The sequence below is a fragment of the Streptomyces sp. ERV7 genome, from assembly GCF_001653515.1.
Classification (GTDB): Bacteria; Actinomycetota; Actinomycetes; order Streptomycetales; family Streptomycetaceae; genus Streptomyces.
In genome coordinates this window covers 1,557,328-1,572,899 of the sequence record NZ_LYOY01000029.1, presented here as the reverse complement: position 1 = coordinate 1,572,899, position 15,572 = coordinate 1,557,328, and the positions used below count along the sequence as shown (strand labels likewise).

Annotated in this window: 13 protein-coding genes and 1 pseudogene; 8 read left to right on the top strand and 6 right to left on the bottom strand. The window is 71.2% G+C overall.

All coding sequences use genetic code 11. From position 1 onward, the window contains the following. The first annotated feature begins 167 nt into the window (after positions 1-167). Positions 168-605, top strand: a complete 438-nt coding sequence (locus A8W25_RS13375) for an RICIN domain-containing protein (RefSeq protein WP_067160231.1) — start codon at positions 168-170, stop codon at positions 603-605. Between the two features lie 59 nt (positions 606-664). Here A8W25_RS13375 and A8W25_RS13370 read toward each other — a convergent pair whose 3' ends face one another. Both A8W25_RS13370 and A8W25_RS13365 read right to left on the bottom strand, forming a co-directional pair. Next, positions 665-892: a DUF397 domain-containing protein gene (locus A8W25_RS13370; protein ID WP_067160228.1), complete on the bottom strand. Its 228-nt coding sequence runs from the start codon at positions 890-892 to the stop codon at positions 665-667. Next, positions 889-1,722 carry a helix-turn-helix domain-containing protein gene (locus tag A8W25_RS13365; RefSeq protein ID WP_067160225.1) on the bottom strand — a complete coding sequence of 278 codons (834 nt, stop codon included), beginning with the start codon at positions 1,720-1,722 and terminating at the stop codon, positions 889-891. The genes A8W25_RS13370 and A8W25_RS13365 overlap by 4 nt, the downstream gene beginning before the upstream one ends. Positions 1,723-1,844: 122 nt before the next feature. Between A8W25_RS13365 and A8W25_RS13360 the strand changes: the two genes are divergently transcribed. After that, positions 1,845-2,255, top strand: a complete 411-nt coding sequence (locus A8W25_RS13360) for an ATP-binding protein (RefSeq protein ID WP_067160223.1) — start codon at positions 1,845-1,847, stop codon at positions 2,253-2,255. Here the strand turns inward: A8W25_RS13360 and A8W25_RS13355 are convergent. Both A8W25_RS13355 and A8W25_RS13350 read right to left on the bottom strand, forming a co-directional pair. After that, positions 2,252-3,415, bottom strand: coding sequence for a lipase family protein (locus A8W25_RS13355; RefSeq protein ID WP_067160220.1), 1,164 nt, complete (start codon positions 3,413-3,415; stop codon positions 2,252-2,254). The genes A8W25_RS13360 and A8W25_RS13355 overlap by 4 nt on opposite strands. Before the next feature lie 136 nt (positions 3,416-3,551). Further along, positions 3,552-4,559, bottom strand: a complete 1,008-nt coding sequence (locus A8W25_RS13350) for an AraC family transcriptional regulator (protein WP_067160218.1) — start codon at positions 4,557-4,559, stop codon at positions 3,552-3,554. A 95-nt stretch (positions 4,560-4,654) separates the two neighbouring features. Between A8W25_RS13350 and A8W25_RS13345 the strand changes: the two genes are divergently transcribed. Continuing rightward, on the top strand, positions 4,655-6,484 hold the full coding sequence (locus A8W25_RS13345; protein ID WP_067160215.1) for an AMP-dependent synthetase/ligase: 1,830 nt from the start codon (positions 4,655-4,657) through the stop codon (positions 6,482-6,484). Between the two features lie 113 nt (positions 6,485-6,597). Here A8W25_RS13345 and A8W25_RS13340 read toward each other — a convergent pair whose 3' ends face one another. Next, entirely contained in the window at positions 6,598-6,801 is a 204-nt protein-coding gene (locus A8W25_RS13340) for a cold-shock protein (protein WP_006347360.1), read from the bottom strand. Between the two features lie 261 nt (positions 6,802-7,062). On the opposite strand from A8W25_RS13340, the gene A8W25_RS13335 reads away from it, so the two are divergent. Beyond that, positions 7,063-7,911 (top strand): menaquinone biosynthetic enzyme MqnA/MqnD family protein, encoded by an 849-nt coding sequence (locus A8W25_RS13335; protein ID WP_067160212.1) that lies wholly within the window; start codon positions 7,063-7,065, stop codon positions 7,909-7,911. Positions 7,912-7,977: 66 nt separating this feature from the next. Here A8W25_RS13335 and A8W25_RS13330 read toward each other — a convergent pair whose 3' ends face one another. Next, on the bottom strand, positions 7,978-9,024 hold the full coding sequence (locus A8W25_RS13330; protein WP_067160209.1) for an alpha/beta hydrolase: 1,047 nt from the start codon (positions 9,022-9,024) through the stop codon (positions 7,978-7,980). 201 nt (positions 9,025-9,225) lie between these two features. Between A8W25_RS13330 and A8W25_RS13325 the strand changes: the two are divergent. The 4 genes and pseudogenes from A8W25_RS13325 to A8W25_RS13310 all read left to right on the top strand — a co-directional run bounded on the left by A8W25_RS13325 (position 9,226) and on the right by A8W25_RS13310 (position 15,567). Continuing rightward, positions 9,226-10,961: pseudogene (locus A8W25_RS13325) on the top strand (serine/threonine-protein kinase). 108 nt (positions 10,962-11,069) lie between these two features. Further along, positions 11,070-12,269 carry a cyclic dehypoxanthinyl futalosine synthase gene (gene mqnC, locus A8W25_RS13320; RefSeq protein WP_067160206.1) on the top strand — a complete coding sequence of 400 codons (1,200 nt, stop codon included), beginning with the start codon at positions 11,070-11,072 and terminating at the stop codon, positions 12,267-12,269. 17 nt (positions 12,270-12,286) lie between these two features. Continuing rightward, on the top strand, positions 12,287-12,793 hold the full coding sequence (locus A8W25_RS13315; RefSeq protein ID WP_067160203.1) for an imidazolonepropionase-like domain-containing protein: 507 nt from the start codon (positions 12,287-12,289) through the stop codon (positions 12,791-12,793). Positions 12,794-12,972: 179 nt separating this feature from the next. Then, positions 12,973-15,567, top strand: a complete 2,595-nt coding sequence (locus A8W25_RS13310) for a bifunctional FO biosynthesis protein CofGH (RefSeq protein ID WP_067160200.1) — start codon at positions 12,973-12,975, stop codon at positions 15,565-15,567. The last annotated feature ends 5 nt before the right edge of the window (positions 15,568-15,572 follow it).

Sequence of the window (15,572 nt, the reverse complement as noted above, 5' to 3'; positions counted from 1 at the left end):
AAATATCCCGGCCAGCGGGGCCGAAATCATGGGGGTGAAGGGCATACGGCCCCGGCCATCCTGAATTGCGCGGTACGACGAGAAGTGCCCGTTACGGGATGGGCTGATGCCGCCTAGGTTGGGGCTCGCTCGATCAAAGCCGTCCCCTTGTTCACCCAGGAGGATTCATGGCAGCCGAGTTCCTCACCCACGGCACGTACGCGATCAAGAACGCCGCGTACCAGGACCGCGTCATCGACGTCCGCGACGCCCGCCCCGAGGCGAACACGCCGATCATCGGCTACAGCTACCACAAGGGCGAGAACCAGCAGTGGGAGGTCGAGCTGTTCCCGGGCAACCTCTACCAGCTGAAGAGCAAGCTCACCGCCGGCGGCACCCAGATCTTCTTCGCGCAGAGCATCATCAGGATCTACCCGCCGATGATCGCCACCCAGCCGTACGGCCAGCAGTGGTCGATCGAGCCCGTCGGCGACAACCTGTTCCGGATCCACTTCCCGTACATGGACGGCGTGGCGACGCTTCCTGACGAGAAGGAGAAGACCCAGCTCATCATCGAGCCCTGGGAAGGCCGCGAGAACCAGAAGTGGCGCTTCGAGAACGTCTGAGCCTGACGGCACGGCGGCTGCGCCGACTTACAAAGTCGGCGCAGCCGCTTTTTCCTGCTTTACCGCGTGGCGTACGCGACGAATGCGGCCCAGGCGGCCGGGGGGACGGTGACTTCCGGGCCCTGGGTGACTTTCGAATCGCGGATGTGGATGGCGGAGGGGTGGGACGCGACTTCGACGCATGTGCCCCCTTCGGCTCCGCTGTAGCTCGACTTGTGCCAGTCGTAGGCGACTTCTATGCAGGCGCCGCCCTCGCCGTCGCTGTAGCTGCTCTTGAACCAGTTCATGCGTCTCCCAGCATCTTCTCGATCAGGGACAGAGACTCCCGTGGGGTGAGAGCCTGCGCCCGGATGATCCCATAGCGTTCGGCGAAGACGCGGACGTCGTTGTGATCGGTGATCAGGCGGGGGTGCCCGTAGATCTCCGTGTACGCAACCTGCTGCTTCCCCTTGGGTGTCAGCAAGATGAACGGCCCGCCGAGCCCGGCGTGGTCTTCGCGGTCGGTCGGCATCACCTGAAGCTCAACTGTTCGGAGGCTACCCACGTGCAGTAGCCGCTGAAGCTGGTTCATTTGGACAGTCAACCCGCCAACTGGCCTGGACAGCATGGCCTCTTCGAGTACGAAGCTGAAGGTCGGCGCGGGCCAGCGGTCGAAGATCTGCTGCCGGGCCAGACGGTCCGCTACTCGTTTCTCGACGGTCTCTTCGTCCAGGAGGGGGCGACGCTGTGTGAACACGGCTCGCGCGTACTCCTCGGTCTGGAGCAGCCCAGGCACCGCTTGCGTGCTGTAGTCGTGCAGCGCGACGGCCTCCGCCTCCTCCTTGGCGTAATCCCGGAACCAGCCAGGATGCCGCACACGCCCCTTCGTCTGAGCCCGCTCGATCGCCTTCCGTGCGGCCCGCAGCACACCCCCCGCGTTCAGGACGTCGTCCGCCTTGTCGAGGAAGTCCGGCTGAGTGATCCGTACGCCTCGCTCCAACGCGGAGATCTGGCTCTCGGTGTACCCGACGAGACGGCCGAACTCACGCTGGGTGAGTCCCGCCCGGACCCGCAGCACCTTCAACTGCTCGCCCACCGCGATGAACAGCTCCGAGGTGCTGCCCTCGTCCTCCTCCATGCACGCCTCCACGGGGTCACGGGCGACGACTCGTACACGGCGCGGGCCGTACCCGTACAGAAAGGCCGGTGTCGCGCGGACGCCCCTGTTCAGCGTACGCACATCTCGTCACGCTCGGTGACATGAATCCCCAAATCACCACCCCCACCATCGAGTTCGCGCGGCGGTTCAGCAGTACGCGGCGGGGCGCCAGCAGTGCGCGGAAGCTGGCGCTCGGCCAACTGGACGCGTGGGGCGTCCCGCACGGGAGCGAGCGCTCCGAAACGGCCGCGCTGATCGTCGCGGAGCTCGCGGCGAACGCGGTGCTGCACGGCCACGTGCCGGGCCACGAGTTCGAACTCCGGCTCGTACTCGGCACGGTACTCCGCATCGAGGTGACCGACACCAGGGCCATGCGCAGGCCACTCCGCCCGGAGCCGGCGGGGGACGCCGAGTCCGGGCGGGGGTTGCTGCTGGTCGAGGCGCTGACGAAGGCGTGGGGCGTGGACGCGCGCCCGCCGGGGAAGACGGTGTGGGCGGAAGTGGGGGTCTAGCAGTTGCTCTCGGACCCGCGTCCCGCGAACCTGTCGGCCAGCCAGTCCGCCGCCGGGAGCGCACCCACCGTCACCCCGCCGATGTGACCGAGGAGCGGCAGCGGGTGCCAGGACACGTTGGCGCCCTTCCCGCACCAGTCGGCCCGCAGACCCTTGCCCACCTCGTACGGAATGAGCTCGTCCACCGTGCCGTGGTACAGGTACACCGGCGCGTCCGGGGCGTGGGTGCCCAGGCGGGAGTCGTTCAGGGCGGCCTGCCAGTCCGGCTGTTCCAGGGGGTTCTCGACCGTCAGGTCGGTGATCTTCTTGAAGGACCCGGCGACCGTGTCGATGGCGACGCAGTTCGTCCGGAAGTAGTCGACCAGCGCCTTCCCGGCCGTGTTCAGGTACGAGTCCAGCTTCAGCTCCGGGAACGCCGCGTTCTGGCCCGCCGCCGCCATGAAGATCAGGCCCGAGCCGAGGCCGCCGTCGTTGGAGTGGGCGACCTTCATGAGGTCGGCCGGGACGCCGCCGGTCGCCGTGCCCTTGACCTTGAGCTCCGGTGCGTACGAGTCGTGCAGCTCGGCCGCCCAGCTGCTGGCCTGGCCGCCCTGGGAGTACCCCATGATCCCGACGGGGGAGTCGGCGGAGAGGCCGGGGATGCCGAGGCGTTGGGCCGCGCGGGCCGCGTCGAGCACGGCCGTGCCCTCGGCCCGGCCGACCGTGTAGGTGTGGTCCCCGGGCGTACCCAGGCCCTCGTAGTCGGTCACCGCGACCGCCCAGCCGCGCTGCACGATCTGGTTGATGAGGGTGGCCTCGATGGTCGTCCCGTACGGGAAGCCCGCGCTCGGGGCACACGAGTCGCCCATGCCGACCGTGCCGACGGCGTAGGTGACGAGCGGACGCGGACCGGTCCGGCCGTCGTTGGGGACGATCACCGTGCCGGAGACGACGTTCGGCCCGCCCTTGGCGGTGGTGGAGCGGTAAGTGAGGTGCCAGGCCTTGGTGTTGGTCCACTGGCCGGGCAGCGGGTGGAACGCGGTGGGGGCGGAGGTGACGACGTCACCCGGGCGGGCGGCGGAGGCGTCGGTGCCGTCCGTCACCGCGAAAGCGGTGGGGGTGGCTGCGGAGAGGAGGAGCCCGACGGCCAGCGCGCCGGCGACTCTCGTTCGGATGGGCATTGCGGCTCTCCCAACGTCCTGTGGGGTGGGGGCAGTTGAGGAGACCGTAGTGACTGACCGGTAGGTACGGCGCTGACCGGAACGCTCACCTTCACTGGCCGGGCCGCGCCCCCGGGCCGGACGGCGCGCCTTTACGTCAGTGGCCCAGCCGGTACGCCCCCGGCGTCGTCCCCGTCCAGCGGCGGAACGCCCGGTGGAAGGACGTGTCCTCGGAGAAGCCGAGCCGGGCCGCGAGTTCGGCGATCGGCTCGTGCCCCTCCGCCAGGCCCGCGATCGCCGCGTCCCGCCGCACCGCGTCCTTGAGCTGCTGGAAGGACGTGCCCTCCTGCTGGAGGCGGCGCCGCAGGGTCGCGGGGGAGAGGGCGAGCCGGAGCGCCGTCTCGTCCAGCGACGGCAGCCGGGGCGAGGCGAGCAGCGCGCGGCCGAGGTCGCGGTGGACCTGCTCGGCCACCGTCGTCCCGTACGCCCGGCGGCTCAGCAGTTCGAAGGGTGAGCGCCGCAGCAGCTGCTCCAGCGCCGCCTCGTCCCGCACGAGCGGCGCGGTCAGCCAGCGCGCGTCGAACACCGCTTCCGTGCGCGCGTCCCCGAAGCGGACCGGGCAGCCGAACAGTGACGGGTACTCGTCCTTGTGCGGGGGCGGCGCATAGCCGAACGACGCCCGCAGGAGCGGGATGCGGCGGCCCACCAGCCAGCTGCACAGCCGGTGCGAGATGATCAGCAGGCACTCGGTGAGGAACCGGTCCCCGTCGCGCCCGCCGAGGTCGCCCCGGACGGCGAAGACGGCTGCCCCCTCGTCCGTGGTCAGCGTCAGCCTCGGCCCGCCCGGGAACAGCCCGTAGAACGTGATCCCGCGCCGCATCGCCCCGCCCAGATCGCGGCAGGCCAGCGAGGCGTAACACATCATCGCGAAGGTGCCGGGGCGGCTCGGGGCCGTGCCGAGCCCGAGGAACTCGTCGTCCGTGGCCCGGTACAACGCCCGGAACAGCAGCGCGAACTGGGCGGAGGTGACCCGCGCCCGGTCGTCGCCGAGCAGCAGCGGCGGGATGCCGGCGGACTGGAGGAGCGGCACGGTGTCGATGCCACGCCGCTCGGCGCCGCGCAGCACGGCGCGCACATGGTGCACGGTGATCGTCCCCTTGCCCATGGCCAACGACCGTAGCGGGATTGAGCGGTGCGGTCAGCGGGGGTGACGTTTCCGGTCATCCCCGGTGGCCGACGGGCGTCCCTACCGTCGGGTATATGACGGAACCGACTGCACGACGCCCCAGGACGCTGGCCCTGTTCGCGGAGTGGACGGGGGAGCGGTACGCCTCCCACCCGGCCCTGCGGTTCCGCACGGCGGACGGGACCTGGACCTCCATGGCGTACGCGGACCTGCGCGACACGGTCCGCCGTACGGCCCGCGCCCTGCTGGCCCTGGACCTGCGCCCCGGCGACCGAGTGGCGATCCTCGCGGAAACCCGCCCCGAGTGGACCCACACCCACCTCGCCTGCCTGGCCGCGGGCACGGTGGTGGTCCCGATCTACCCCACGGCGGGCGAGGAGGAACTGGAGTGGGTCCTGAGGGACTCGGGGGCGAGGGCGGTGGTGTGCGAGGACGCGGCCCAGGCGGCGAGGGTGGAAGCCCTCAGGCCCCGCCTCCCCGACCTGGGCGAGGTCTTGCTCTTGCCGGTCACCTACCAGGGGCGCGGGGCAGTGGCATCCGCGGCTCCGCCGCGTGGGCGCGACCAGCCGCACTCGACCGAAAGCCGCGCGACGCCGCACCCGGCACCCCCAGTGGGCGAAGGGCCGTGGCGCACCCTGCCGAGCCTTCCCACAGCCCCGCTGGACCACCTCTTGGCCCGGGCGGAAGCGGTCCGCCCCGAGGACACCGCCACCCTGGTGTACACATCCGGCACCACCGGCCCCCCCAAGGGCTGCCGCCTCACCCACGCCAACCTCGGCGCCGTCCAGGACGCCACCCTCCCCCTCACCGAGGGCGGCCCGGGCGACAGGACGTATCTCTACCTCCCCCTCGCCCACCTCCTCGCCCAGCTCATCCAGTTCTCGACGCTCCTCTACGGCGGCGAGCTCTGCTACTTCGGCGGGCGGGTCGAGGACGTCGTCGGCGAGCTGGCCGAGGCACAGCCCACCCACCTCCCCTCCGTACCCAGGCTGTTCGAGAAGGTGCACCAGAGCGTCCTGCGGCTCGCGGAGGCCCAGGAGGGCGGCAGGGCCCGTTTCGAGGAGGCCATACGCATCGGCGTGCTCGCCGCCGACGGCAAGCTGCCGCCCGAGCTGCACGAGGCCCACGCGGCCGCCGACAAGGAGCTGTTCGCGCTGGTCCGGGCCGTGTTCGGGGGCCGCCTTCGCTGGGCGCTGACCGGCGGCGCCCCCATCGCCCCCACCACCCTGGACTTCCTGCGGGCCGTCGGGATCGCGGTGTACGAGGGGTACGGCATGACCGAGTCGGCCGGAGTGATCACGCTCAACCACCCCGGCGCCGTCCGCCACGGCACGGTCGGGCGGCCCATCGAGGGCTGCGAGGTGAGGATCGCCGAGGACGGCGAGGTGCTGGCGCGCGGGGCGAACGTCTTCCCCGGCTACCACGCCGACCCCGCCGGCACCGCCGACGCGCTCGACGGCGACGGCTGGCTGCACACCGGGGACCTGGGCGCCCTGGACCCCGACGGGTTCCTCACGATCACCGGCCGCAAGAAGGACCTGATCATCACGTCCGCCGGGAAGAACCTCACCCCGTCCGAGGTGGAACTGGCCATCGAGCGCTCGCGGTTCGTCTCGCACGCGGTGATGGTGGGCGACCGGCGGCCCTATCCCGTCGCCCTGATCACCGTGGACCCGGCCGAGGCCGGAGGGAGGGACGCGGCCGCCGTACGGGCCCTGGTGCAGGAGGCCGTGGACGAGGCCAACACCCGTGTCTCGCGCCCCGCCCGTATCCGCGCCTTCGCCGTCCTGGAGGAGGAATTCACGATCGAGAGCGGGGTGCTCACCCCGACCCTGAAGGTCCGCCGCCGGGCGGTCGTCGAGCGATATGCGCAAGAAATAGAACGACTGTACGAGACCGGCTGAGCCGGAATACGTAGAGATTGGTGGAGGCGAAAGGCAGGAGCCCTTTTCCGTACGTCGCCGTACGGGAAAGGGCTCCTTGGGTACTGCTAGTCAGCGATCGCCGACCCGGGCAACTAGGCCGGGGTGACGTTCTCCGCCTGCGGGCCCTTCGGACCCTGCGTGACGTCGAAGTTCACGACCTGGTTCTCCTCAAGGGAGCGGAACCCGGCCGCGTTGATCGCGGAGTAGTGGACGAAGACATCCGGGCCGCCGCCGTCCTGGGCGATGAAGCCGAAGCCCTTTTCAGCGTTGAACCACTTGACGGTTCCGGTAGCCATAAGCCCTCCTTGGGCCAAAGGGTTGCCCTGCTCCAGAACCTGCTAAGAAGTCTGAAAACTACAAAAGCCTGCGGGTTACATGCTCCGCAGGCTCTGTACTGCAAGGGAAACCAAACTGCAACTTGCGAGGAGCGTAGCACGCAGGATCGGGGCTGCGGTAGAGGGAAAGATCACGTCACTCGGACGTTTGACTAGCCCTCCGACGCGCTGACGCACCTACCCGCCGTAGCTGGACAAACCGGACAGGTCTAGTCTCGCGATGTGGACCAAACAACCACCCGGCCACGGGTCGGGCACATCCAGTTCCTCAACTGTCTGCCGCTCTACTGGGGCCTTGCCCGGACGGGCACCCTGCTGGATCTGGAGCTCACCAAGGACAGCCCCGAGAAGCTGAGCGAACAGCTCATCCGGGGCGACCTGGACATCGCTCCGGTCACCCTCGTGGAGTTCCTGCGCAACGCGGACGACCTGGTGGCTTTCCCGGACCTCGCGGTCGGTTGTGACGGGCCTGTCATGTCCTGCGTGATCGTCTCGCAGGTGCCCCTGGAGCAGCTCGACGGAGCCCGGGTGGCACTCGGTTCCACCTCGCGCACCTCCGTACGCCTGGCGCAGCTGCTGCTCGCCGAGCGGTTCGGCGTCACGCCCGACTACTACTCGTGTCCGCCCGACCTCGGTCTGATGATGCAGGAGGCGGACGCGGCGGTGCTGATCGGCGACGCCGCGCTGCGCGCCTCGCTGCACGAGGCCCCGCGTCTGGGCCTCCAGGTCCACGACCTGGGGTCGATGTGGAAGGAGTGGACGGGCCTGCCGTTCGTCTTCGCCGTGTGGGCGACCCGCAAGGACTACCTGGCCCGCCGGCCCGAGGTCGTGCGCGAGGTCCACGAGGCCTTCCTGGCCTCCCGCGACCTCTCCCTGGAGGAGGTCACCAAGGTCGCCGAGCAGGCCGCCCGCTGGGAGGTCTTCGATGCGGAGCTGCTTGAGCGCTACTTCACGACGCTGGACTTCCGCTTCGGCGCCGACCAGCTCGCGGGCGTACGGGAGTTCGCCCGCCGGACCGGGCCGACCACCGGGTTCCCGGCGGACGTGGCGGTCGCGCTGCTCGGCGCGTAAGGGAAGGCCGCGCAACGGGAGATGCCGTAACGGAAGACCGCGCGGCGCGGGGTCCCGCGTTCCGTGTCAGGGAGACGGGATCGGGGCCTGCAGCTTGCTGCTGATCCACTGCATGGTCCCGTCGCCCATCCCCTTGATGTAGGTGTGGGCGTTGTGCTTGCCGCCCTGGATCACCTGGAGGTGGGTCTTGACCGGGCCCTTGCCGTACTTGGCGATGAAGCCGTTCAGATTCGCCATGCCGCCCTCCTTGGTGCCGATCTGGAAGGCGAGGTCGACCTCGGGGCCGTTTCTGTCGATCAGGGCCTGGGCGAGCTTCTCCGGGTTGTTCGCCTGCTTCTCGGCCTCGTGGCCGGCCCACAGCGGGGAGTCCGGCACGGTGTCCGGGCCCGAGGCGATCACGGCCTTGAACTGGTCGGGGCGCTTGAGCACCGACTTCAGGCCGACGAAGCCGCCGGAGGAGGAGCCCATGAACGCCCAGCCGTCGCGGGACTTGAAGGTGCGGAAGTTCGCCTTCACGAAGTCCGGCACGTCCTCGGTCATCCAGGTGCCCATCTTGGGCTGCCCCGGTATGTCACTGCCGTCGTAGTAGTACTTCGCGTCCGGGTTGAGCACCGGCATCACCACGACGAACGGGACGCCCTTGCCCTGCTTGGACCACTCGGTGATGCTGCTCTGCAGCTTGAGGTCGGTGCCCATCCAGTAGTTCTTGGGGTAGCCGTTGCCGCCGGGCAGGGCTATCAGCACCGGGAAGCCGCTCTGCGCGTACTTGGGGTCGAAGTACTGCTTCGGCGCCCAGACCCACACCTTGCCCGTGAAGCCCGACTTCTTGCCGTGCAGCGTGGTCATGCCGATCTTGGTGCCGTCCTCCAGCGTGTTCTGCGTGGTGAACTGCGCCTTCGGGCCGGTCGGCAGCAGCGTCTTGGCGGCGACCTCGGAGACCTTCTTGTCGCCCGGCTTGTTCTGCCCGGCGCCGCCGCTGCCCTTGGGCGCGGGCGCCTTCGAGGAGGCACCGCCGTCGAAGCTCACCGGCTCGCCCTCGTCGGAGCAGCCCGACACCAACGCGACCGAGCCGAGGACGGCGGCGGCTATGAGTGCGGTGGTACGGCGATTCATGCGATGCTCCGAGACGTTTTGGGGCGTTTGGCGGCCAACTGTGAGGTTTACCGTGCGAACTCCGCAGAGAGAGACGACCTGGATTTCGAATCGGTTCGCCGCCGTACGTCCCTGATCGGGCCCGGCCGAGTGATCCGGCGCACGTCACGCTCTACCCTGCTGTGCGACCGTACTTGACGGCATGGGGGAGAGCAGATCGCGATGCAGCCGCTCGAAGCCGGCGAACCGCACACCATCGGCGCCTACCGGCTGCTCGGCAGGCTCGGGGCCGGCGGCATGGGCCGGGTCTATCTGGGCCGCAGCTCCGGCGGCCGCACGGTCGCCGTGAAGGTGGTCCACCCGCACTTCGCCCTCGACGAACAGTTCCGCGCCCGGTTCCGCCACGAGGTGGAGGCGGCCCGCCGGGTCGGCGGCGCCTGGACCGCACAGGTCCTGGACGCCGACCCCGAGGCGCCGGTGCCCTGGGTCGCCACCGGCTATGTGGCGGGGCCCTCGCTGGCCCAGGCGATCGCCGCGCACGGCCCGCTGCCCGAGCACGCGGTGCGCGCGCTGGGCGCCGGGCTCGCGGAGGCGCTGGCGGCGGTGCACGCGCTCGGCCTCGTCCACCGCGATGTGAAGCCCTCCAACGTGCTGCTCACCCTCGACGGCCCCCGGCTGATCGACTTCGGCATCGCCCGCGCCACGGACGGCACGGCCTCGCTCACCGCGTCCGGGGTCTCGATCGGCTCGCCGGGCTATATGTCGCCCGAGCAGATCCTCGGCAAGGGCGTCACCGGCGCCGCCGACGTCTTCTCGCTGGGCGCGGTCCTGGCGTACGCGGCCACCGGCGCGCCCCCGTTCCCGGGCGACTCCTCGGCCGCGCTGCTCTACAAGGTGGTGCACGAGGAGCCCGAGCTGGACGGGCGGCTCGACGGGGAGCTGCGGGCGGTGGTGGGCGCGTGCCTGGCCAAGACGGCCGGGGCCCGCCCCGCCCCGCCGAGCTTGCCCGGCGGCTCGCCCCGGGCGGCGCGGCCGCCCTGGTGGCGGGCGGCTGGCTGCCGGGGGCGCTGGTGGAGGAGGTCAGCCGGTCGGCGGTGCGGCTGCTCGACCTGGAGCCGGAGGAGCGGGCGGCGGACGCCTCGGGCCCGGTGGCGTTCACCGGCCCGGCGGTGGGGGTGTTCGGCCCGCCGGACGCGTCCTACGGGGCGGCGGGCTCGCACGGGTCCGCGCCCGGCTCGTACGCGCGGGGGACCGGTGCGGGCGGTGGGCCGGGCACGGCGTCCGTCGCCGATGCCGTGCCCGGGCCGCGTACGCCCGAGCCGCCCACCGTCGCGCCCCGCGTCTCGCTCTCGGTGGGCACGGCGGTCGAGCGGGGCGAGCGGGGGCGGGGGCGCAGGGTGAGCTGCACGCTCGCGCTGGCCGTCGCGGGGGCGCTGGCGGCGGCGACCGTCGGGGCCGCGTTCGTCTTCGACCTGATGCCGGGCGGCGGCGACCAGAAGGACAACTCGGCGTCGAGCGGCCCGGGCAAGTCGGGCGAGCCCGCGGACACGAGCCCGGGGGCCACGGGCGGCCCGGCGGTGTCGGAGGTGCCGAAGGCGTTCCTCGGGACCTGGAAGGGCCCGATGACCGAGTCCACGAGCGGCCAGCCGCACGGCGATCTGACGGCGGTGTTCAAGGCGGGCGCCACCGGCGAGGACGTCCTGCACACCTCCTCCAAGATCACCGTGATCGGCACGACGGTGGAGTGCTTCGGGGTGGGCAGGCTGGTCTCCGGCACCGCCCAGCGCGTGACGATCGAGGAGCGCACCGACGGGACGCGCCAGAGCACGGCGGGCCTGTGCACCACCGGCACGGCCACCCTGGTCTTCACCCGCAACTCCGACGGCACGCTGAAGTACGAGTCGAGGGAGCTGGGCGCGGGCAACCCGTACGCGACGCTGGTCAAGGAGACGGGCTGACGGGCGCGGTCCCGTTCGCGCAGGCCCGGCACCCGGGCCGAAGGGGACCGGGCCCGCTGGCGTAGGCTGGCGCGGTCCGTCCGCAACCCTGCCGAAAGGGACACCCCGGTGACTGAGAAGGCCGACCTTCAGTCCGTTCTCGACCGTGCCGCCGCGGGTGGACGCATCACCCCCGAAGAGGCGCTCGACCTCTACCGCTCGGCGCCGCTGCACGCGCTGGGCGCCGCCGCCGACGCGGTGCGCCGCCGCCGGTACGCCGGGACCGAGCACATCGCCACGTACATCATCGAGCGCAACATCAACTACACGAACGTGTGCGTCACGGCGTGCAAGTTCTGCGCCTTCTACGCGGCCCCCAAGGACACCAAGAAGGGCTGGACCCGCGACCTCGACGACATCCTGCGCCGCTGCGCGGAGACCGTCGAGCTGGGCGGCACCCAGGTGATGTTCCAGGGCGGCCACCACCCGGACTACGGCGTCGAGTACTACGAGAAGCACTTCAGCGCCATCAAGCAGGCCTTCCCGCAGCTGGTCATCCACTCCCTCGGCGCCTCCGAGGTCGACCACATGGCCCGGATCTCCGGGGTCTCGGTGGAGGAGGCGATCCAGCGCATCCACGCCGCCGGTCTCGACTCCTTCGCGGGCGCCGGCGCGGAGCTGCTGCCCGAGCGGCCGCGCAAGGCGATCGCCCCGCTCAAGGAGAGCGGCGAGCGGTGGCTGGAGATCATGGAGACCGCGCACCGGCTGGGCGTCGAGTCGACGTCGACCATGCTGATGGGCACCGGCGAGACCAACGCCGAGCGCATCGAGCACATCCGGATGATCCGCGACGTACAGGACCGCACGGGCGGCTTCCGCGCGTTCATCCCGTACACCTACCAGCCCGAGAACAACCATCTGAAGGGCCGGACGCAGGCGAGCGTCTTCGAGTACCTGCGGATGCTGGCGGTCGCGCGTCTCTTCCTCGACAACATCGCCCACATCCAGGGCTCCTGGCTCACCGTCGGCAAGGAGGCGGGCCAGCTGTCGCTGCACTACGGCGCGGACGACCTCGGCTCGATCATGCTGGAGGAGAACGTCGTCTCCTCGGCGGGCGCCAAGCACCGCTCCAACCGCATGGAGATCATCGACCTGATCCGCAAGGCGGGCCGGGTGCCTGCCCAGCGGGCGACGACGTACGAGCACCTGCTGGTCCACGACGACCCGGCGAACGACCCGGTCGACGAGCGGGTCATGTCGCACATCTCCTCGACGGCCATCGAGGGCGGGACGGCACACCCCGAGCTGAAGCTCCTGGCGTCCAACTAGCCCTCCCGTAGCTTTCCGTGCTGACGATCCACGCCCCGGAGGCGGGCGACTCCGTCCTGGTCGACGGGGCGGTGGTGGCCGCGCTCGGGCCGTACGAGGAGCTGGCCGCGGCGTATCCGGCCGCGCGGGTGCGGCGCTGGCCGGGGGAGGTGTCGCCGGGGCTCGTCGACACCTCTGGCCCTGAGCTGCTGGAGCGGGCGTACCACCCGGACCCCCGCGAGGCGGACGCGCTCGGCACGGAGCCGATCCTCTCGCCGTCCTTCCCGATCGACGACGTCCGCCGGGGCGGGAGCGCGCGGCGGGGCGTGCAGCGGCTGCTGGCGCGGGGGGTCGTGGCGGTGGTCGGGGAGTTGCGGGTGCGGGTGGTCGCGGAAGCGGTACGACGCTCGGGCCTCGCCGTGGTCCCCACGCCCGTCCTGCCCCCCTTGACCGTGGGCGGCCCAGCCCGATTCGCGATCTTCGATACGGATGGGGTGTGCGTGGCGACCGTGGTGGGCGGCCGCCTGGTGTACCGCGCGCGCTGACCCCCCACCTGCGGGCCGTCTGTGGCTGCTCGCGCAGTTCCCCGCGCCCCTGGGCACCTAGGGGCGCGGGGAACTGCGCGACAAGCCCCCACCGGCCCGCAGATGAAACGGACACCCTCGGAGAGTTTCGGGAAGGGGCGGGGTGGGACCCCGCCCCGCCCCGCTCGTATGCTCGGGGGATGACTTCCAGCACGCAACCGCCGCAGGCCCCCGCACCGACCGCCAACGCGATGCGGCGCGCGCTGAAACGGGCCCGGGACGGCGTCGCGCTGGACACCGCCGAGGCCGCCGTGCTGCTTCAGGCGCGCGGCGAGGACCTGGTCGACCTGGCCGCCTCGGCCGGCCGCGTGCGCGACGCGGGCCTCGCGGCGGCGGGCCGCCCGGGAGTCATCACGTACTCCAAGAGCGTCTTCGTCCCGCTCACCCGGCTGTGCCGGGACAAGTGCCACTACTGCACCTTCGTCACCGTCCCCGGCAAGCTGCGCCGGGCCGGGCACGGGATGTTCATGTCCCCCGACGAGGTGCTGGACATCGCCCGCCGGGGCGCCGCACTCGGCTGCAAGGAAGCCCTGATCACCCTCGGCGACAAGCCGGAGGACCGCTGGCCGGAGGCTCGCGAGTGGCTGGACGCGCATGGCTACGACGACACCATCGCCTACGTCCGGGCGATCTCCATCCGCATCCTGGAGGAGACCGGGCTGCTGCCGCACCTCAACCCCGGCGTGATGTCGTGGACCGACTTCCAGCGCCTCAAGCCCGTCGCCCCGAGCATGGGCATGATGCTGGAGACCACGGCGACCCGGCTGTGGTCGGAGCCGGGCGGCCCGCACCACGGCTCCCCGGACAAGGAGCCCGCCGTACGGCTGCGGGTCCTTGAGGACGCCGGGCGCTCCTCCGTCCCGTTCACCAGCGGGCTGCTCATCGGGATCGGCGAGACGTACGAGGAGCGCGCCGACTCGCTGTTCGCGCTGCGCCGCGTGGCCCGCTCGTACCACGGCATCCAGGAGCTGATCATCCAGAACTTCCGCGCCAAGCCGGACACCGCGATGCGCGGGATGCCGGACGCGGAGCTGGACGAGCTGGTCGCCACCGTCGCCGTGGCCCGGCACATCATGGGCCCCTCCGCCTGCCTCCAGGCGCCGCCGAACCTGGTGGACAGCGAGTACGGACGCCTCATCGGCGCGGGCATCGACGACTGGGGCGGGGTCTCGCCGCTGACCATCGACCATGTGAACCCGGAGCGGCCCTGGCCGCGGATCGAGCAGCTCGCCACCGAGTCGGCCGCCGCCGGTTTCGAGCTGCGCGAACGCCTCTGCGTCTACCCCGAGTTCGTGCGGCGCGGCGAGCCCTGGCTGGACCCCCGGCTGCTGCCGCACGTCAGGGCGCTGGCGGACCCGGAGACGGGCCTGGCCCGGCCGGACGCGGTGGTCGAGGGCCACCCGTGGCAGGAGCCCGAGGAGGCCTTCACCTCCACCGGCCGCACCGAGCTGCACCGCACCATCGATACCGAGGGCCGTACCTCGGACCGCCGCGACGACTTCGACGAGGTGTACGGCGACTGGGAGGCGCTGCGCGAGGCGGCCGCGCCCGGTATGGCGCCCTCCCGTATCGACACCGACGTACGGGCCGCGCTCGCCACCGCCGCCGACGACCCGACGAAGCTGACCGACGACGAGGCGCTGGCGCTGCTGCACGCGGACGGCCCGGCCCTGGACGCGCTCTGCCGGATCGCGGACGAGCTGCGCCGGGACGTGGTGGGCGACGACGTCACGTACATCGTCACGCGGAACATCAACTTCACCAACGTCTGCTACACCGGCTGCCGCTTCTGCGCCTTCGCCCAGCGCCGCACCGACGCCGACGCGTACACCCTCTCGCTCTCCCAGGTGGCCGACCGGGCCGAACAGGCCTGGGACGTGGGCGCGGTGGAGGTGTGCATGCAGGGCGGGATCCACCCCGACCTGCCGGGCACGGCGTACTTCGACATCGCGCGGGCCGTCAAGGAGCGCGTCCCGGGCATGCATGTGCACGCCTTCTCCCCGATGGAGGTCGTCAACGGCGCCACCCGTACCGGCCTGTCGATCCGCGAATGGCTCACCGCCGCCAAGGAGGCGGGCCTCGACTCGATCCCCGGCACCGCCGCCGAGATCCTCGACGACGAGGTCCGCTGGGTCCTCACCAAGGGCAAGCTGCCCACCGCCACCTGGATCGAGGTGGTGAAGACCGCGCACGAGCTGGGCATCCGCTCCTCGTCCACGATGATGTACGGGCATGTGGACCAGCCCCGCCACTGGCTCGGCCACTTCCGTACGCTCTCCCGCATCCAGCAGGAGACCGGCGGTTTCACCGAGTTCGTGACGCTGCCCTTCATCCACACCAACGCGCCGGTCTATCTCGCGGGCATCGCGCGCCCCGGCCCGACCACCCGCGACAACCGCGCGGTGATGGCGATGGCCCGCCTCCTGCTGCACCCGCACATCCCCAACATCCAGACCAGCTGGGTGAAGCTGGGCACCGAGGGCGCCGCCGAGATGCTGCGCTCGGGCGCCAACGACCTGGGCGGCACCCTGATGGAGGAGACCATCTCCCGGATGGCGGGGTCGAGTTACGGCTCGTACCGCTCCATCAAGGACCTGGTCGCCATCGCGGAGGCGGCGGGCCGCCCGGCCAGGCCGCGCACCACGCTGTACGGCGAGGTGCCCCAGGAGCGCCAGGACGCGGCCCTCGCCTCCGACGGCCATCTGCCGCAGCTGCTGCCGGTGCTGGGGGACTGAGGTGC